An 18,867-nucleotide genomic window follows, 5' to 3' on the forward strand; every position below is an offset into this window, starting at 1 on the left:
TTATGAAGATACTCTTCAACAAGACAAAAGTACTGGCCACTGTTGGCCCTGCCAGCAATACCTTTGAGCGCCTGTTGGCACTCGTGCAGGAGGGCGTAGATGCTTTCCGCCTTAACTTTTCGCACGGTGAGCATGAAGAACATTTACAGGTAATACAGCACATTCGCGAAATCAACCGCCGCTTCAACACCAATATCTGCATCGTACAGGACCTACAGGGCCCTAAGATCCGCATCGGTGAAGTAGAGAACGGCGGCGTAGAAATAAAGGAAGGCCAACGCATAGTGCTTCGCTGCGATGGCTCCATCAGCAACCATGAGCATCTTGGCACCAGCTACACCGCTCTGGCCAAAGACGTAAACCCTGGCGATACCATCCTGCTCGACGATGGCAAACTCGAGTTGAAAGTAATCACCACTGACAAAGACTGCCTGGTGGAAGCGGATGTGAAATATGGTGGCGTAGTAAAACCTCGCAAAGGCATCAACCTGCCGGACTCTTCTGTTTCAGCCCCTTCGCTGACCGAAAAAGACCTGCGCGACCTGCATTTCGGCCTCGACCACGATGTAGAGTGGGTTGCCCTCTCGTTTGTGCGACGCGTAGAAGATGTGCTTGAGATCAAGCGCATTATTCAGGAGCGAGGAAAGGATACCCGCGTAATTGCTAAAATTGAGAAGCCTGAGGCGATTAAAAATATTGATGCGATCATTGCCGAATCTGACGCCCTGATGGTAGCCCGCGGTGACCTGGGTGTGGAAACAGGTATGGAGCGTGTTCCGATGCTGCAGAAGATGATTGTGGAGAAGTGCAACAAGTCAGCCAAGCCCGTGATCATTGCCACCCAGATGATGGAAAGTATGATCGTAAACCCGAAGCCGACCCGCGCCGAGACGAACGACGTAGCCAACGCCGTGATCGACGGAGCCGACACGCTGATGCTGAGTGCTGAGACAGCAGTTGGTGCTTATCCGGTTGAGACGATTCGCTCTATGAACTTAACGATCAGTGAGGTGGAGCGCCAGGCTGAGATCTTCAACAAGACCTACATATTGAACCCGCACTCCGAGACTTTTTACAACGACAGCCTTGTAGCCAATGCCTGTAACCTTGCCCGCGACACGAACGCACGTGCCGTCATCGGCATGACCAAGTCTGGTTACACAGCTTTCCAACTGGCTAAGTACCGCACCAGAGCTGATATTTTCATCTTCACAGAGAATGAGCGCCTGCTGAACACGCTAAACCTGGTGTGGGGGGTTCGTGGCTTCTACTACGACAAGTTCGAGTCGACTGACGCCACCATTGAGGATATCAAGCAGATGCTCCTGAAGGCTGGTTACCTCAACAAGGGAGACGTATTCATCAACACGGCGAGTATGCCGATATACGAGCAGAAGCGTACTAACATGATCAAGTTGAGTATCGCTTAGTGGGAGTAAGATTTCATTTTCAGAATCCTGAGGTTGGCATCAACTTCAGGATTTTTTTGTTTTTAGGGAGTGGTGTTTGGCAGGGTAGGTTTACCTGGAACAGTTTTCGCCTAACCGGCAGGGCTAGTTGGCATGGCGCGAGCGTCCTCGCTCGTGACGGGTATTGTGGGCCTCTGGCCTATGTATAGCGTCGGCAGTTGAGGTATAGCAAACTGATTTATTTCATAGCCAGCGCGCGAGCTAGTTTTTGATGCGCACCAGTATTACGTCACTGCAGGGCTTATATCTTAGATATGATAATAGCAGCAATACCCTGGCGAAAGCTACAGTACCCCCTACCCGACCCCATTACTCAACTCACTAAGACGAAAATACATTCATTAAAAAACGCTGCCTGAAGGTAAAAACTAACCTCCAAACAGCGTTCTTAGAAAACACAAAAAGCCTTACACGGATGTGTAAGGCTTAAAGACTGGTATTCCAGCAAAAACTTAGGCTGCAGCCAGGCCGTTAACGAACTTAGCTAGTTTTGACTTGTTGTTAGCAGCTTTGTTTTTGTGGATGATGTTTTTCTTTGCCAGACGGTCAAGCATAGACGAAACTGTCTTGTACAGTTCTTGCGCCTCGGCCTGGTCAGTAGTGCCTTTCAGCCTTTTGATGAAAGTACGAGTAGTTTTCGCCTGATATCTGTTACGAAGACGTTTCGCGTCGTTAGATCTGATTCTCTTTAATGCCGACTTGTGATTAGCCATGTTATTTTATACTAATTAAAATTTCGTTGCGTATCCTAAATGAGTTTGCAAAGATATAATCTTAGAAATTAAATTCCAAAACCTCCTCGCTATAAAAAAAGTCTGGTAGGGTATTTATCCCTGTACCGGGAATAATTCAGCTCAATTACCTAAAGTAAGATGCTTCAAAATTACACTTTATTCGCCTGAAAACCATGGCATCCCTGCGTTTCTTTCTGCTGATCTCTTTTTTTCTCTTGCTCCTGTAACAAAGAAGACGAACAGACCGCGCCAACACCAGGCAAACCCAATCCTGAAGAACTGGCTATACCTGCTACGCTAGCAAGAAACTTTGTTACACCTCCATAACCCAGTGATCATAGAAGGCATGGCGCTCACAGCATCCTATATGCACGACAGTCGCTTTAGTTCACTACAGGAAGGCAACCCGTGGCCCCCAATAAATAAAAAAGCCTGAGTCCACAGCTATACGCTGCAGCCCCAGGCTTGCTCTTTAACTAAACTCAGCTTAGTTATTATTTCTATCCACGTCTACATCAACGTCCACATCGCCAAGGCGCTTCTGCACTTTGTCTTCGGTACGCTTCCAACTGGCTTTCACTTCTTCCCACTCTCTCTTGGCTTCATCGTCCCAAGTTTCGCTCCTGGCGTCAAGCTCAGCTTCGCGTCTGCTATACTCAGCTCTCATTTCACGCCATTCCTCCTCAGAGGCATTTTCTGCACGTGTTGAGTTTTCATCTACCCACACGGCCATGTCGTTGTACTCACGCTCAGTTTCCACACCGGTTTCATTCATTTCCACCTGTGCTTCATCAATTTCACTGTTCGTTTCAGTGCGTGTTTCAGAGTTGCAAGCAAAGGTAAATGCACTAACTGTTAGCGCCATACCTAGTGTTTTGAGATTCAATTTTATATTCATTTTATAATTATCGTTGTTTATAGAGCCTTATACGAGCTGCGCAACACAAAGAATATAAATATTCAAAGCAATGCATATAAATGTATATCGTTTCTATATATAGGAGTCTATTGTATAGTGTCTCCCCGCTCTGTATCAAACTCTGGCTCTACCTCTGATGCTCTGAAGCGTGTCTCGGATCGTCCGACCGTTTCCTGCCATTGGGTTTGTACTTTTTCCCATTCCGCTTTGGTTTGATCATCCCAGTCGGCGCTACGCTTTTCTATTTCGGTAGCTCTGCGGTTATACTCTGCTTCCATTTCATTCCACTCTTCTTCGGTGGCTGTTTCAGCGCGTGTACTGTTTTCATCTACCCAGGCCGAAAACTCTTCTACATCCCGATTGGCACTGTGCCGCGTTTCGGAGGAACAAGCCATCACAAAGCCTGCCAGCAGGCAGACCAGTAGCCATGTTTTTATATTTTTATTAAACTTCATCGTCTTATGTTCTGTTGGTTTTATAGTAAAGAATACGTAAAAACGGATCGCTTATATGGCGCTACATATAGAAAGGCTGTAATTTTAGCGTTTTCGTACAGATTACAAAATACCCATATACTTAATGCCAATCTTACCGTCACAGCATAAACCCCCATTCTACCTCTTCAACGGGCACATCCAAACCATTGTGCCCAGCTTGTTCAGGCAAGTGGAAGGAGTGACTTACCTCCGCGAACGACTTATCACCCCTGATGATGACTTTATAGATGCGGATTGGTCACGGGTTAAGTCCCGGTCACTGGCTGTGCTCTCACATGGCCTGGAAGGCGACTCACACCGGCCTTACATTATGGGCATGGTAAAGGCGCTGAATGAATGCGGAGTGGATGCGCTCGCCTGGAACTACCGCAGCTGTAGTGGCGAGCCTAATAAGCTGCTCCGCTCCTATCATTTAGGTGCTTCCGACGATCTTGACTTTGTGGTGCGGCATGCCTTAAATATGGGCAATTACGAAACCGTATACCTGATCGGTTTTAGTGCTGGAGGCAACATCAGTCTCAAGTACCTGGGCGAAGATCCGGCACAAGTGCCATCTGAAGTAAAGCGGGCATCCGTCTTTTCGGTGCCTATCGATCTCAAGAGCTCTGCAAAGCGCATCTCCAAGATCTATACCCAACGTTTCTTAAAGTCTCTGGGGCAGAAACTGGAACAGAAAAAGGAAATGTACCCGGATGCCCTTGATCTCAGCAACTACAGTTTGTTCTGGTCCTTCCCCGAGTTTGACGACAAGTATACGGCACCACTCCATGGATTCAAAAATGCTGAGGATTACTACAAACGCTCCAGCAGCAAGCAGTTTCTGAGAAATATACAGGTACCAACGCTACTGGTAAATGCTCAGAACGATCCGTTCCTCACAAAGTCCTGCTTCCCATTTGAAGAGGCAGACGAAAACCCATACTTGTACCTGGAGACACCTGAAGGAGGCGGCCATGTAGGTTTTGCGGAAGATTTCAGGAATGATGTTTACTACTCAGAGGCAAGAGCTGTGAAATTCCTGCTAGAGGGAGAGTAGCCGCTACGGCATTGGCACAACCACAACTTTCTTCGTCTCAAAAAACTCTTCTGTGAAGTAGTCTTTCAGGTCGTATACCTTTGTGATCAGGCCTGATTCAGCTATTTCTTCCTCCAGGTCGCCGCCTTTGAGGTAATAAATGCCTTTATGAGGTATAGCCTCTTTCTTGAAGCTGTTCATCACCCAAGGGTAGAAGTTGGCCAGACGGGTGACGGCGCGACTCACCACAAAATCGAATTTCTCGCGTACCTGCTCGGCGCGGGTATGGGTAGCGGTTACGTTTTGCAAATGCAGTTCGCGGGCTATCTCCTGTACCACGTGTATCTTCTTACCAATCGAATCTACAAGGTGGAACTTCACTTCCGGAAACATGACCGCCAACGGCAGTCCGGGCAGTCCGCCGCCGGTGCCTACGTCCAGCACATGCGCCTGCGCCGGAAACTGTATCACCTTGGCTATACCTAACGAGTGCAGGATATGGTGCTCCCCGATGTGCTCCATGTCTTTGCGCGAGATCACATTGATCTTCTCATTCCACTCCCGGTACAGCTCGGCCATGCGCTCATATTTTTCGAGCTGATCTTCGGTAAGCTCCGGAAAATAACCTGACAAAAGGATGCGGATGGAAATAGACATGGTTGAGTTTAAGAGTTTAGGAATTTGAGAGTTTAAGAGTTCAAAAGCTGAGAGTTAATCATACAGCTCATTCGCTTTCTAACCCGCTACAAGGTATACTATACCTGCCAATACGGCTACAACTACCACTACGGCCAGGGCCATAAAGAGATCAAAGAGCAGCACCAGACCGGCGTTACGGTATTGGCCTTCGTATTTGCGATGTAGCTCTTGCTCACCCCTTCCCCTGTATCGCAAGTATAGATGAAAACGGCCCATTCGTTCCAGTATGGCTTCGCTCAGGTTACGCATCGTCTGTTATGGCAAGGTATAGCTTCTATTCTTTTTTGCCCTGCATTCGCCTCAGGCATCGCAAAAATAGGAAATATGTACGGAATCAGCCTAAAAATAAAGCCCCTGCCGCACAAAGCAACAGGAGCTCTAAAAACGTAATCAATATTTTATGATTGTTAATTGTTGGATCACAACACGATTGTATTGAAAAACAATAAACAATTAAATCAAGTGCTTCTTATTCTTCACCATGTCATAAAGCAACTCGCGGGCGCGGTGCAGCTGGGCTTTTACGGTGCCAAGTGGAGCGTTCAGTTCAGTGGCGATCTCTTCGTATGACAGTTCGTTGAAGTAACGCAGTGTCACGAGGCGCTGGTACTTTTCGGGCAGTTTGGCCACCACGTACTGCATGATCTCGATTTTCTGGTTCTTAATGGCCTCTTCCTGCGGGTTGAGGTTCTTATCTTTGAAATCGATCGTGATCTCGTCGCCGTTGTCGATCTTGATCGCTGAGTCGATGCTCATCGTCTTGATGCGGTTCTTACGGATAAAGTCGATGCAGTTGTTGGTGGCGATACGGAACAGCCAGGTACTGAAGGCATACTCCGGGTTAAACTTATGCAGGTTGCGAAAAGCTTTGGCAAAAGCCTCTATGGTCAGGTCCTCCGCATCGTCGGCGTTGCGAACCATTTTGAGTACCACGTGATATACCGGCTTCTTATAGATGCTCATCAACTCAGCATAAGCTTTCTCATCGTTTTCTTCAACAGCCGCCTGTATCAGTTTGAAATCGTGTTTCGCTTTTGCGGAGAATTGTTTGTTTACTTCCATCTGATTCGTTTGTTCAATACTACGGATACCCCAAGGAGCAGGTAACTAAAAAAATAGGCAATATCGAGCAGCGGCAACAACGGCAAAGATACCTCTTCGTCAAGTCTGCGAGCTACGCTTACGTAGATCGGGAACACTATCAGATAGCGAATCCCAATGAGCGCAGCCAATATAGTCAAATGGCTATTTAGAACAAGAAGAATAATTACTAGCGTGTAAAAAAGAATATTGGATGAAATAAAAGTTCCTATCCTTCCTTTGTCTGCCGCATTGTACTGCCTGCCGGCGGCCATGTGCCTTCTTTTTTGTATCAGCCATTCCCGAAACGTCTTTTTGGGAATACTGATTGTTTGCCCTTCCTTGCTGATAACAATGCTTGCTTTACTATTGTTGACGGCATCTCTGACAAAAAGATCATCGTCGCCGCCAGTAGTCTTGATATGAGATGCAAACCCCTTGTTCCTAAAGAAACATGACTTAGTATACGATAAGTTTCGGCCAACGCCCATGTAAGCGTGTCCTTTGTTTGCATGAGACAGATACTGAATTGCGGTCAGTAAGGTTTCATATCGGATAAGATGATTGAGAAAACCGCTTAACTTTTTGTAGGGAGAATAACCTATAACCAAATCAGCACCAGCCTGATAGCCACTTTGCATTTTCTCTATCCAGTGTTCGCTGCAAGGGCGGCAGTCTGCATCCGTGAACAGCATGTGTTCGTACCTGGCGGCGCGTATACCCAGCGCTAAGGCATATTTCTTCGGATTCAGGTATTCCGGGGTCTTCTTGATGGTGACTACCCTGAAGTTAGGGAACTGGCGCTCGAGCTCATACACATAAAACTCGGTGTCGTCGTCAGAGCGATCGTTTACCAGGATAACCTCAAACTCAGGGTACTGCTGGTCGAGCAGCATGGGCAGGAGCTCAAACAGATTGTCCTGCTCATTGTGAGCCGCCACGATCACTGACACAGGCCGCTGGGTGTCTGGCTCCGGGTCGGTATACCTGCTTAGGGGCAGGAAGTAGAACAAAGCATAGTATAGCTGCACCAGCACGCAAAAAGCCAGCACTGCCAGGAGTATAAGTGGAATCAAATCTTGCTAATCGTTGAATTGTTAATGGTTAAATCGTTGACAGCACAACACACCAGACCGTACACACCGCTACAACCGGTTTAACCAATCAAAAATAGGTATAATTAAGCCATTTAGGAACATTTGTGCGATTTAATAATTGTTTATGTTTGTGCTCTCACGCTTTGTATCTTTGCAGATTATTCCGATAACCATTTAGCAATAACGAGCGGCATCCGTGCCGCTGAACTAGTTGGCGTGCTTCTTGTAGCATACCGCGCTGACAATCACAGACCATGGAGTTTTCATTAGTAGCAAAAGATATACAGTCAAAGGCCCGTGCCGGCGTAGTACAAACAGCCCATGGTGCCATCGAAACCCCGATTTTCATGCCCGTAGGTACGGCAGGCACCGTGAAAGCGGTTCACCAGCGCGAACTGAAGGAAGACATTAAGGCCGAGATCATCCTGGGCAATACTTACCACCTATACCTGAGGCCAGGCCTCAACATACTCGAGCAGGCCGGTGGCTTGCACAAGTTCAACGGCTGGGACCGCCCGATCCTGACCGACAGCGGCGGCTATCAGGTGTTTTCGCTGGCCGGTACGCGCAAGATCAAAGAGGAAGGCGTCAAGTTCAAATCCCATATCGATGGCTCGGCGCTGGACTTCACGCCCGAGAACGTGATGGATACGCAGCGCACAATCGGCGCCGACATCATCATGGCTTTTGACGAGTGTACGCCCTACCCTTGCGACTATACCTACGCCAAAAATTCGATGGAGCGCACGCACCGCTGGCTGCAGCGCTGCGTCGACCGTTTCGACAGCACGGAGCCGAAGTATGGCTACGACCAGACGCTCTTCCCGATCGTGCAGGGCAGTACCTACAAGGACCTGCGTGTGCAGTCCGCTGAGACCATCGCCAGCTTTGGCCGCGAAGGCAATGCCATAGGAGGCCTGTCAGTGGGCGAGCCAGCCGAGATGATGTACGAGATGACCGAGATCGTGTGTGACATCCTGCCGGCCGATAAGCCGCGCTACCTGATGGGAGTAGGTACACCGGCTAACATACTGGAGAATATTGCCTTAGGTGTGGATATGTTTGACTGTGTACTGCCGACCCGCAATGCCCGAAACGGCATGCTGTTCACGACGCAGGGCATCATTAACATACGCAACCAGAAGTGGTCCACCGACCACAGCCCGATCGATGCGGAACTAGGCGGCTATGTAAGCACGTTCTACAGCAAGGCTTACCTGCGCCACCTCGTTCACAGCGGCGAGTACCTGGCCGGACAGATCGCTAGCGTGCATAACCTGACGTTCTACCTCTGGTTGGTGAAACAGGCACGCCAGCACATCATTGACGGCACTTTCCGCGATTGGAAAGACGTGATGGTGAAAAAACTAATGACGAGATTGTAAAAAACTAGATAAGCTTGAAGCTAATTGACAAATACATACTGAAGAAGTTCCTGACCACCTATGTGTTCACGGTGCTGATCATGGTCGCGGTGATTCTGGTGATTGACTTCACGGAGAAGAACGACGACTTCATCAAGCACAATGTGCCCATTTCAGAGATCATCTTCGACTATTACATCCACCTGATCCCATTCTATGCGAACATGCTGAGCCCGATCACGGTTTTCATCGCGACGGTGTTTGTAACCTCCAAAATGGCCTCGCATACCGAGATCGTAGCAATCCTGAGCGGTGGAGTGAGCTTCAAGCGTTTCCTGGTGCCATACCTGATCGGGGCTACCATCATTGGTGCCTTGATCTTTGGTCTGATCGGTTGGGTTATCCCGAACTCAAACAAAGAGAGTGTGGCCTTTCAGGTGAAATATGTGAAAAGCCCGTTTACCTACGACAGCCGCAATATCCACCTCAAAATAGCGCCTGACACCTATGTGTACATGGAAAGCTATAACAACACGGCGCACGTTGGCTATAACTTCGCCATTGAGGAAATAAAAGGCACCAACCTGAGTAAAAAGCTAACAGCCAGCAGCGTACAGTGGAATCCGGAGATTCAGAAGTGGCGAGTGGACCGCTATACCTTGCGCACTTTTGATGGCGAGAACGAAAGCATCTACCACGGTGGGGCCCTGGATACGACACTCAACATGCTGCCCAAAGACTTTGAGAGTACCTACAAGCTGGAGCAGACTATGACCTTGCCCGAGTTGAACCGCTTTATAGATGAAAAGATCAGCCGGGGAGCTGATGATATCGAGACTTACCTGATCGAGAAATACGAACGCTACAGCTATCCTTTCGCTATCATTATCCTGACGGTAATTGGGGTGATTGTGAGTGCCCGCAAGGCACGCGGTGGCGTCGGTATGCAGATTGCACTGGGTTTCTTCCTGGCCTTCGTGTTTATCATCTTTGTGATCACGAGTCGCAGTCTGGCGCAGGTCGGTGACCTCGAACCGATGTATGCGGCCTGGGTGCCGAGCATTATTTTTACAGGTATAGGCTTTCTACTCTATCGTTATATTCCACGCTAATGCCGCGTCTGAAGGATTTTATTGAGCTCCATTTCATCGTATTGTTATGGGGCTTCACGGCCATACTTGGTAAACTGATCACCATTCCGGCAGTGGAATTGGTGTTCCTCCGCACACTGATTGCAGCACTGGCACTGGGCGCTATCATTTACCGTCGTAAGACGCAGTTCTGGCTGGGGCGCAATAACCTATTTATTATCATGGGAGTCGGGCTGATGATCTCCGCGCATTGGATCCTGTTTTTTGCCTCTGCACGTATCTCCTCCGTTTCACTTTGCCTGGTAGGTATGGCCACCTGTAGCCTTTGGACTGCCCTGCTGGAACCTGCCTTCACTAGCAAAAAACTCAAAGTGCATGAAATCCTGCTGGGACTCATCATCCTGATGGGGCTTTACATCATCTTCCAGGCCGAAACAGAATTTGACAACATGCTGGGGATAGGTATGGCAGTGGGTTCTGCACTACTGGGCGCTATTTTTACCATCATCAATGCCCGTTTGGCCAAGAAGCATCCTTCCACTACCATCACGGCTTACGAAATGGCAGGCGCTTGCATTGGCACAGCACTGTTCTTTCCATTCTATGCCGATCTGTTCACAGAGACAGGTACGCTAAACTTTGCTATGAACAGCATGGACTGGGTATACCTCCTGCTGCTGGCAGTGGTGTGTACGGTGTATGCCTACACCGCATCAGTTAGGCTGATGCAGAAGATTTCGGCCTACACCGTAAACCTTACTGTGAACATGGAGCCGATTTACGGCATCCTGCTGGCGTGGATCATTTTCAACGAGAATGAACAGGTGACCTCCAACTTTTACATTGGAGCTACCATCATCCTGCTCAGTGTCTTCATCCACCCTGTGCTGGACACGTATACCGAGCGCCGCAAAAAGTTAAAGCAGGCCTTTCCAGAGAAGGTAGTGGCCGGGAAAGACTAGGTTGGCTGGCTCCTTCTTGAAAAGACCATAAATCGTCGATCCTGAGCCAGTCATGGAAGCATAGTCTGCGCCTGCGTTGTACAGTTGTTGCTTTATACCTGCCAACTCCGGATAGCTTGGGAAAAGCGCTTCTTCAAAATCATTTTTGAGTACTTCTTTCCATACCCCCACATCCTGCTTCAGGAACATCTCTATGCCGCAGCTCGGCTTTTTCGGGACGATGTTGCCGTAAGCCTCGGCAGTAGTAATGTGTATACCAGGGTAGACCAACACACAGGTATAGCCATCCAGGTTTACGGATGTCGGCTTAAACACATCCCCTTTCTCTACTGCCACTACAGGCTCGTTCCGGATAAAGAAGGCACAGTCGCTCCCAAGTTGGCGAGCGTAATCTTCCAGCTTTTCAGGAGTCAGGTTAAGTTCGAAAAGGGAATTGAGCTGCTTCAGGGTAAAGGCCGCATCGGAGGAGCCGCCTCCAAGGCCCGCTCCCATCGGAATGACCTTGTGCAGGTGCATGTGCACCGGTGGTAACTGAAAGCCCTGCTGCAGCAGTTTATAGGCCTTCAGACACAGATTGCTGTCGGGATTGCCAGGCACAGGCAGTCCGCTCATGGTGAACGTCAGTTCGTCTGCCTGTACAATCTCCAGTGCATCGCACCATCCCATAGGGTAGAAGCACGACTCCAGGTTATGAAATCCGTCAGGGCGCTTCTCCGTGACCAGCAAGCCCAGGTTTATTTTAGCATTCGGAAAATCCAGCATAGATATGGTCTTGATCATGTAAGGAGCTCGTCTCAGGATATACTTGTGCTTTTAGGCTCAGGTATACTTCCTTCCAGACTTTCTGACTCTTAAGCTCCCAAACTCATTTCGTTTTCTCCAGCGCCTGCGCCAGGTCAGCCAGCAATTCTACGGTTTCCTCTATACCTACCGACAGACGAATAACCCCAAGCGTGATGCCCAGTTTCTGCTGTTGCTCTGGGTTGAGGCTGCGGTGTGAGGTACGGAGTGGGTGGGATATGGAGCTGCTCACACCTGCCAGCGATGGGGCAAACGGAATATGCTGCAGCGCCTTCATGAAACTGTTAACTGTTTCCAGATCATCTTCGAGGCGGAAAGAAAGCATTCCTCCGAACATACCGCACCCCTGCGCCTTGGACAGTTTGTGTTGCGGGTGCTGCGGTAGCCCCGGATACCATACCTGTTTCACCTTAGGGTGGCGGCTCAAAAACTCGGCTACTGCCAGCGCATTGAAGCAGTGCTGTTTCATGCGCACCTGCAGCGTTTTAAGACCACGTGCAGCCAGCCAGCTCTCAAAAGGGCTTAGGTTAAGGCCGTACACCCGCATGATCTGTTTACTGCGCTCCATGTCTTCTGCTTTGGCTGCTACCACAGTGCCCGCTGTCACGTCGCTGTGTCCTGACAGGTATTTGGTCACGCTATGAATCACCATGTCAGCACCGAGGTGCAGGGGCTTGGTGATGACCGGAGTGGCGAAAGTATTGTCGATTAGCAGCTTGATACCGGTGCGTTTGGTTTCGGCTGAGAGGCGCTGCAGGTCTACCACCTGTAGAAGCGGATTGCTCATAGTCTCAGCTAACAACAGCTTTGTATTTTCCTTTACATGCCCATCCAAGGTGTAGAGCTCCTGGCTCGGCACATAACTTACTGCTATCCCCATGCGGGTCAGTTCCTGCGACAGCAGGGCCGCTGAACCGCCGTAGATCTCCTCTGCGCACAGCAGGTGGTCGCCTGACTGACAATACGTAAGTACTGCCGTAAGTATAGCTGACATACCTGAGGATGTAGCTACTGCGCCCTCCCCTTCTTCCAGTTTGTTCACCTCCTCGGCCAGTTCATCAGAGTTGGGGTTCCCGTACCGGGAGTACATATACTTTTGGTCCGGCTGCTCAAAGTATAGCTCCAGGTCGTTCAAGTCTTCAAACGTGAAGACCGAAGTCTGGTAGATGGGCGTGGTTTTGGGGTGAATCTGTGCCATGGTCAGGTATAGCGTATTTCTTCGTTAAAGATAGGCAGGTTTTGGAAATAGACCGGCAAACCTGTTTATTTTTGAGGTGAGACAACGTGTTTACTTTCACCCAAGGCTGTCGGTCCCGTATAGCCAATAAGTTTCGAGAACAAAAATGACACACCCTGTACCTGACGATAACAGACATTACCGCAGCCTGATCATCCGCCATATACAGGAGGAGGTGCCCGGCGTGAAGACCTTTGTGCTGGAGCCTGAGGATGGCAAGCCTCTTCCTTACAAAGCCGGCCAATACCTCACCCTGGTGCACCACAGCACGCACGGTGAAGTCCGTCGCTCCTACTCCATCACCTCCTCCCCTGCGCTGCAGGAGCCGCTTACCATCGGCGTCAAGCGCATTGAGAACGGCCTGTTCTCGCGTATGCTCATCGACAATGCCCGTGTCGGCGATAAGTTGATCACAACTGGGGCAGCTGGTCTGTTTACCTTGCCCGAAGAGAGCACAGAGTATAAGCAGCTTTTCTTCCTGGCAGCCGGCAGCGGCATCACACCCATTTATTCACTGCTCAAGACGCTGCTGCACGCCCGCCCGGATCTCTCGGCTGTGCTGTTTTACAGCAATAGCTTCCCGGAGAAAGCCATGTTCCTGAAGCCTCTCCAGCAGTTGACTACTGACTTCCCGGACAGGTTTCATACGGAGTTTCTGTTCAGCAATTCCCCAGACCTGAGCCGGGCACGATTGCACAAAGACCTGCTTCAGCGTTTTATAAGCTCACTTTCCAGGGTGCCGCATGGTGAGCTGCTTTTCTACATCTGTGGACCCGACAACTACATGCGCCTGATGTCTTTTGCGCTGCGTCAGTTCGGCATACCGGAGAGCAACATCCGCAAAGAGATTTTCAACACTGACATCCGAAAACCTGCCAAACTGATGCCACCTGACACGGCTGCCCATAATGTCACCCTGCATATCGGCGGCGGCACGCACCAGATCATTTCGCGCTATCCTAACAACATCCTCCAGAGTGCCCGTCAGGCTGGCATTCCCATGCCCTACAGCTGCGAAACCGGAAAGTGCGGTAGTTGCCTGGCCAGGGTGCTGAAGGGCAAGGTATGGATGTCGTACAACGAGGTACTCACGGAGCGGGACATCGAAAAAGGAATGACACTCACTTGTGTAGCCTTTCCGGTAGGCGGAGATGTAGAGCTGGAAATCATGTAGCTAAACTTTCCTGAATTCTACAATATCTTCTAAAAAGTGTAGTTTGTTTCATAAATCGAATTAAGATTTAACTATATTTAGACAGGCTTAGTCTGCTTGCCTTATACTGCTTTCGATTCAGAACCTGAAACATCATTAGGTAAAAAAACCTGGCAAATAGGCATCACAGGCTGGTTTATTCTCAAAACAGCATCAAACAACTGCACAAATAATGAAAACAATCACCGCTATTGCCGGCCTGGTGCTCTTATCCTTGTCAGCACAGGCACAGGATTTAAACCGTCCACAGCTCCGCTTGAAACCACTCAATAACCAACTTGAGTTAGATTACCTGGGTAAAGACTCCTCCACGAGCAAGCTCAATTCACTTGAGAAGCCAGGCAGCAGGTATAGCCTGTTTCCAAAGTCTACTCCCCAAAGCGCTGCCACAGCAAAAGACAGTGCCCCACAGTTCACCATGCCTATTCTGGTGCCTGACTCCACTATTCAGTTTCATATACTGGCCCTGAAACCCGACTCCACGGTAGCCTTCCCGATGCCTGTCAGAAAACCATAACTACATTAGCCGACTTTGATGATCATGAAAAAATCTACACCGATACTTTTTGTCTTTGCGCTCCTTTGGCTGAGCTCAGTTCTTCCCCTCCGCGCACAGTCTATTTCTTCACAGGACATCGATCAGGTGGTGGAACGGGCCATGACCGCCTTTCGGGTGCCAGGTATAGCCGTAGCTGTGGTAAAGGATGGCAAAGTAGTGCACATGAAGGGCTACGGCGTAAACTCGATCAGCACCGGCGAAAAAACAAACGAGCATACCTTGTTCGGTGTAGCATCCAACACTAAGGCCTTCACGGCGGCATCACTGGGTTTGCTGGTCGAAGAAGGCAAGATCAAATGGGACGATAAAGTGGTGAAGTATATACCAGAGTTCCGACTTTACAACGACTACGTGACAGAGGAGTTTACCATCCGGGACCTCCTCACCCACCGCAGCGGACTGGGCCTTGGAGCTGGCGACCTGATGATGTTCCCCGACGGCAACGACTTCACCGTGAACGACCTGATCCGCAACATACAATACCTGAGACCGGTATCCGATTTCAGGTCAAAGTATGACTATGACAACCTGCTTTACATCATAGCCGGAGAGGTAGTGGCTCGCGTGACAGGCAACAGCTGGTCAGAGTTTACGGAGAAGCGCATATTGCAGCCACTAGGTATGGCCCGCAGTGCAGCCAGCTACGAAAGGCTCCTCGGCCTGAGCAATACCATCGAAGCCCATGCTGTGGTGGAAGGTAAGTTAAAAATAATTGACCGCTACAACCTGCCCTTTGGTGCCGCTGCCGGGGGTATGTACACCAGCGTGCATGACCTGAGCAAGTGGCTGATCATGCTGATGAACGATGGCAGGTATGGTAACGACCTCAAGCAGCGACTGCTCACACAAAAGGTAATCCGGGAGCAGTGGACGCCGCAAACCATTATACCTTACCATGGCAAAAGCCCTTTTAACACCCACTTCCGCTCTTACGGCCTGGGCTGGTTCCTGAGCGATGTTAAAGGACACAAAGAGGTAAGCCACACAGGCGGTCTGCCAGGTATGGTGAGCCAGGTAACCATGCTGCCGGAGCTCAATGTGGGCATCATCGTACTCACCAACCAGCAAAACGGGCAGGCTTTCCGCTCCATCACTAACACCATCAAGCAGGCTTACCTGGGTATGGAAGCACATGATTGGGTAGCGGAGCTGAAGCAAGAAGAGGATGAGTACATGGCGGAAGCGACTGCATACACCGACAAGATCTGGGGAGATGTAAACAAGGTGCTGAAAGAGAAGAAATCAAAAGTAGCTTTTGACAGCTACGTAGGCACTTTCGAAGACAAGTGGTTCGGCCATGTGGAAATCTACAAGCAAAAGAACAAGCTGTACTTCAAATCACTCCGATCGCCGAGGCTGCAGGGTGAAATGCTCTACTACAAAGACAACACTTTTGTCGTGAAATGGACAGACCGTAGCTTCGAGGCCGATGCCTTTGTGGTGTATGTGCCCGACCAGGAAGGCAAGCTCTCTGGCATTAATATGAAAGCCGTCTCTCCGCTCACCGACTTCAGCTATGACTTCCACGACCTGGACTTCAAAAGAGTACAGGTTGTGCCGCAAAGCTCAGCAGCTCCAGTAAAAAAATAGGGGCAGCTATACCTTATACCAGCTATCACCATGACCGGAAAAAGTGTTTACCTGACCATTGGAGCTGCCTTCCTGCTTTGCTCCCATACCTATGCACAAGAGCAGGCTATCACTGAAGCCCCAGAAAGCTTCCGGAAGAACGCTATACTTGCGACTGTTGGTACTGTTGGACTGATGGGTGCTTACAACCTGCACTACGAACGGATGCTACTGTCAAGCAAGAAGAGTTCGCTACAGGGTTTGTGGGCAAAAGCTGGAATTGGTGGCTGGGGTGTCTGGTCATCGGGAGGACCCTACCAGTCGCTGATGCTTGGTACCATGACAGGAAAGAAGAATAGCCATTTTGAGCTCAATTTCGGGCTAGCCCGCATGGTCGATGAAAGTGCCTATGACAATGCAAGAGACATAAACGAATACCTTGGCGAGCCGCAGCCACCAAAATCAAATTACATCCATATCAGGGCTATTGGCACAGCGGGTTACAGGTTCCAAAAGCCTGCCAGCCGCTTCCTGTTCCGGTGTGGCGCCGGCTATCCTGAAACCTTATACCTTGGAATAGGTACAGCTTTTTGATTAAGCGGGCAATATCTCTACTGTGCCCCGAAGAAACCAAAAGCCCCTTCTGCTCTTGTCGAACAGAAGGGGCTTCTTTATGTTTTAGCGGGTGCTGTACTATTCGCTTACTGACTCAGCCAGTACAATGATCTTGTTGTTCAGCACTTCTACCACACCACCATCCACGTTGTAGAACGTTTGTCCTTGCGCGGTAGTGATACGGATTCTGCCATTTTCGAGGGTGCTGATAAGGGGAGCGTGCGAGTCCAGCACTTCGAACGAGCCGTTGGTGCCTGGAAACTGAGCAGCCTCTACCTCACCGGCAAAAACCTTCTTATCTGGTGTGATTATCTCTAAATACATCTTTATTAGTTAAGAGTTTAGAGTTAAGAGTTAAAAGTCACTGCTGGAAAACCAACCCTTAACTTTCAACTCTTAACTTTTAACTAATTATAAATTACTTAGCTTCGGCCATCATCTTCTCACCTTTCGCTACGGCGTCTTCAATGGTACCTACCAGGTTGAAGGCTGCCTCAGGCAGGTGATCGTATTTACCGTCCATGATCTCGTTGAAGCCACGGATGGTGTCTTTGATGTCTACAAGTACACCGGCAAGGCCAGTGAACTGCTCGGCTACGTGGAAAGGCTGAGACAGGAAACGCTGCACACGGCGCGCTCTGTGTACCACCTGCTTATCTTCTTCAGAAAGTTCGTCCATACCAAGGATGGCGATGATGTCCTGAAGTTCTTTGTAACGCTGCAGAATCTCCTTAACGCGCTGTGCTGTACCGTAGTGGTCATCACCCAATACGTCGGCAGAAAGAATGCGTGAAGTAGAGTCCAATGGATCCACAGCTGGGTAGATACCAAGCTCGGCGATCTTACGGGAAAGTACTGTTGTAGCGTCCAGGTGAGCGAACGTTGTCGCTGGAGCCGGGTCAGTCAAGTCATCCGCAGGTACGTAAACGGCCTGTACAGATGTAATGGAACCACGCTTAGTTGACGTGATACGCTCCTGCATGGCACCCATCTCCGTTGCCAGCGTTGGCTGGTAACCTACCGCTGATGGCATACGACCAAGAAGGGCCGACACCTCAGAGCCCGCCTGCGTGAAGCGGAAGATGTTGTCGATGAAGAAAAGGATATCGCGACCAGCACCAGTGCCATCACCATCACGGAAGTTTTCAGCGATTGTAAGACCTGACAGGGCCACACGTGCACGCGCCCCAGGAGGCTCGTTCATCTGACCGAACACCAGCGTCGCCTGCGATTTCTCCAGTTCCGCCATGTCCACTTTAGACAGGTCCCATCCGCCAGCTTCCATTGAGTGCTTAAACTCTGCACCGTAACGGATAATGTCTGACTCCAGGAATTCACGAAGCAAGTCATTTCCTTCGCGGGTACGCTCACCTACACCGGCAAACACAGACAGACCTGAGTAGGCCTTGGCAATGTTGTTTACCAGCTCCATGATCAATACCGTTTTACCTACACCGGCACCACCAAACAGACCAATTTTACCACCTTTTACATAAGGGGCCAGCAGGTCAATTACTTTGATACCAGTATAAAGGATTTCAGAAGACGTTGCCAGTTCTTCGAAACGCGGCGCAGCGCGGTGAATTGGCAGACGGGTAGTAGTAGCAGGCTGAGGAATACCATCGATCGCCTCGCCAATTACGTTGAACAGACGACCATTGATAGCATCGCCAGTAGGCATCGTGATTGGGCCACCCAGGTCAGTTACCTGTGCACCACGGGTAAGGCCTTCGCTGGAGTCCATCGCAATGGTACGTACACGATCTTCGCCAAGGTGCTGCTGCACCTCTAGCACGATACGTTGGCCGTTTTCTTTAATTACCTCAAGCGCATCGAGGATGTTTGGTAATTTTGCGTTTTCACCCGCAAAGCTAACGTCCACAACCGGACCGATAACCTGGGTAATTCTGCCAATATTCGCCATTTGACTTTTTATATTGATTAAC

The 18,867-nt window shown here is 49.6% G+C and carries 20 protein-coding genes; 9 read left to right on the plus strand and 11 right to left on the minus strand.

Annotated features, from left to right (window positions below; all coding sequences use genetic code 11):
- Positions 1-2: 2 nt before the first annotated feature.
- Positions 3-1,430 carry a pyruvate kinase gene (gene pyk, locus BW972_RS00625; RefSeq protein ID WP_076420389.1) on the plus strand — a complete coding sequence of 476 codons (1,428 nt, stop codon included), beginning with the start codon at positions 3-5 and terminating at the stop codon, positions 1,428-1,430.
- 491 nt (positions 1,431-1,921) lie between these two features.
- Here the strand turns inward: pyk and rpsT are convergent, their stop codons facing one another.
- The 3 genes from rpsT to BW972_RS00640 all read right to left on the minus strand — a co-directional run bounded on the left by rpsT (position 1,922) and on the right by BW972_RS00640 (position 3,577).
- Positions 1,922-2,182: a 30S ribosomal protein S20 gene (rpsT, locus tag BW972_RS00630; protein WP_007659742.1), complete on the minus strand. Its 261-nt coding sequence runs from the start codon at positions 2,180-2,182 to the stop codon at positions 1,922-1,924.
- Between the two features lie 508 nt (positions 2,183-2,690).
- Positions 2,691-3,068, minus strand: a complete 378-nt coding sequence (locus BW972_RS00635) for a hypothetical protein (RefSeq protein WP_234986257.1) — start codon at positions 3,066-3,068, stop codon at positions 2,691-2,693.
- 140 nt (positions 3,069-3,208) lie between these two features.
- Positions 3,209-3,577: a hypothetical protein gene (locus BW972_RS00640; protein WP_076420393.1), complete on the minus strand. Its 369-nt coding sequence runs from the start codon at positions 3,575-3,577 to the stop codon at positions 3,209-3,211.
- A gap of 124 nt (positions 3,578-3,701) precedes the next feature.
- Here BW972_RS00640 and BW972_RS00645 point away from each other — a divergent pair, with 124 nt between their 5' ends.
- Entirely contained in the window at positions 3,702-4,655 is a 954-nt protein-coding gene (locus BW972_RS00645; RefSeq protein WP_076420394.1) for a YheT family hydrolase, read from the plus strand.
- 3 nt (positions 4,656-4,658) lie between these two features.
- Here BW972_RS00645 and rsmG read toward each other — a convergent pair whose 3' ends face one another.
- The 4 genes from rsmG to BW972_RS00665 all read right to left on the minus strand — a co-directional run bounded on the left by rsmG (position 4,659) and on the right by BW972_RS00665 (position 7,489).
- Entirely contained in the window at positions 4,659-5,291 is a 633-nt protein-coding gene (gene rsmG, locus BW972_RS00650) for a 16S rRNA (guanine(527)-N(7))-methyltransferase RsmG (protein ID WP_007659735.1), read from the minus strand.
- A 78-nt stretch (positions 5,292-5,369) separates the two neighbouring features.
- Positions 5,370-5,582: a hypothetical protein gene (locus tag BW972_RS00655; protein WP_007659733.1), complete on the minus strand. Its 213-nt coding sequence runs from the start codon at positions 5,580-5,582 to the stop codon at positions 5,370-5,372.
- Between the two features lie 204 nt (positions 5,583-5,786).
- Positions 5,787-6,395, minus strand: a complete 609-nt coding sequence (locus BW972_RS00660; protein WP_007659731.1) for an RNA polymerase sigma factor — start codon at positions 6,393-6,395, stop codon at positions 5,787-5,789.
- Entirely contained in the window at positions 6,386-7,489 is a 1,104-nt protein-coding gene (locus BW972_RS00665; RefSeq protein WP_076420396.1) for a glycosyltransferase, read from the minus strand. The genes BW972_RS00660 and BW972_RS00665 overlap by 10 nt, the downstream gene beginning before the upstream one ends.
- Before the next feature lie 275 nt (positions 7,490-7,764).
- Here BW972_RS00665 and tgt point away from each other — a divergent pair, with 275 nt between their 5' ends.
- Genes tgt through BW972_RS00680 form a run of 3 tightly spaced genes read left to right on the plus strand, consistent with a single transcriptional unit; the run spans position 7,765 to position 10,927 of the window.
- Positions 7,765-8,895: a tRNA guanosine(34) transglycosylase Tgt gene (gene tgt, locus BW972_RS00670; protein WP_076420398.1), complete on the plus strand. Its 1,131-nt coding sequence runs from the start codon at positions 7,765-7,767 to the stop codon at positions 8,893-8,895.
- Positions 8,896-8,909: 14 nt separating this feature from the next.
- Positions 8,910-9,986, plus strand: a complete 1,077-nt coding sequence (locus BW972_RS00675) for an LptF/LptG family permease (protein WP_076420400.1) — start codon at positions 8,910-8,912, stop codon at positions 9,984-9,986.
- Positions 9,986-10,927 (plus strand): DMT family transporter, encoded by a 942-nt coding sequence (locus BW972_RS00680; RefSeq protein WP_076420402.1) that lies wholly within the window; start codon positions 9,986-9,988, stop codon positions 10,925-10,927. Before BW972_RS00675 ends, BW972_RS00680 begins: the two co-directional genes overlap by 1 nt.
- Here BW972_RS00680 and ispE read toward each other — a convergent pair.
- Together ispE and BW972_RS00690 are read right to left on the minus strand one after the other, a co-directional pair.
- Positions 10,883-11,707, minus strand: coding sequence for a 4-(cytidine 5'-diphospho)-2-C-methyl-D-erythritol kinase (ispE, locus tag BW972_RS00685; protein WP_083674039.1), 825 nt, complete (start codon positions 11,705-11,707; stop codon positions 10,883-10,885). The two genes, BW972_RS00680 and ispE, sit on opposite strands and share 45 nt — an antisense overlap.
- Before the next feature lie 85 nt (positions 11,708-11,792).
- Positions 11,793-12,926, minus strand: coding sequence for a trans-sulfuration enzyme family protein (locus BW972_RS00690; RefSeq protein ID WP_076420404.1), 1,134 nt, complete (start codon positions 12,924-12,926; stop codon positions 11,793-11,795).
- A 145-nt stretch (positions 12,927-13,071) separates the two neighbouring features.
- Here BW972_RS00690 and BW972_RS00695 point away from each other — a divergent pair, with 145 nt between their 5' ends.
- From BW972_RS00695 to BW972_RS00710, 4 genes are all read left to right on the plus strand, one after another.
- Positions 13,072-14,139: a flavin reductase family protein gene (locus BW972_RS00695; protein WP_076420407.1), complete on the plus strand. Its 1,068-nt coding sequence runs from the start codon at positions 13,072-13,074 to the stop codon at positions 14,137-14,139.
- 211 nt (positions 14,140-14,350) lie between these two features.
- Positions 14,351-14,695: a hypothetical protein gene (locus tag BW972_RS00700; protein WP_007657486.1), complete on the plus strand. Its 345-nt coding sequence runs from the start codon at positions 14,351-14,353 to the stop codon at positions 14,693-14,695.
- Between the two features lie 24 nt (positions 14,696-14,719).
- Positions 14,720-16,327, plus strand: a complete 1,608-nt coding sequence (locus BW972_RS00705) for a serine hydrolase (RefSeq protein ID WP_076421448.1) — start codon at positions 14,720-14,722, stop codon at positions 16,325-16,327.
- A gap of 30 nt (positions 16,328-16,357) precedes the next feature.
- Positions 16,358-16,900 (plus strand): hypothetical protein, encoded by a 543-nt coding sequence (locus BW972_RS00710; protein ID WP_007657489.1) that lies wholly within the window; start codon positions 16,358-16,360, stop codon positions 16,898-16,900.
- 99 nt (positions 16,901-16,999) lie between these two features.
- On the opposite strand, the gene atpC is transcribed toward BW972_RS00710, so the two are convergent.
- Complete coding sequence (gene atpC / locus BW972_RS00715) at positions 17,000-17,245, minus strand: ATP synthase F1 subunit epsilon (RefSeq protein ID WP_007657491.1); 246 nt, start codon at positions 17,243-17,245, stop codon at positions 17,000-17,002.
- Positions 17,246-17,339: 94 nt separating this feature from the next.
- Positions 17,340-18,845, minus strand: coding sequence for a F0F1 ATP synthase subunit beta (atpD, locus tag BW972_RS00720; protein WP_076420409.1), 1,506 nt, complete (start codon positions 18,843-18,845; stop codon positions 17,340-17,342).
- Positions 18,846-18,867 lie beyond the last annotated feature (22 nt).

The sequence above is a fragment of the Pontibacter lucknowensis genome, assembly GCF_900156415.1.
In the GTDB taxonomy this organism is placed as follows: domain Bacteria; phylum Bacteroidota; class Bacteroidia; order Cytophagales; family Hymenobacteraceae; genus Pontibacter; species Pontibacter lucknowensis.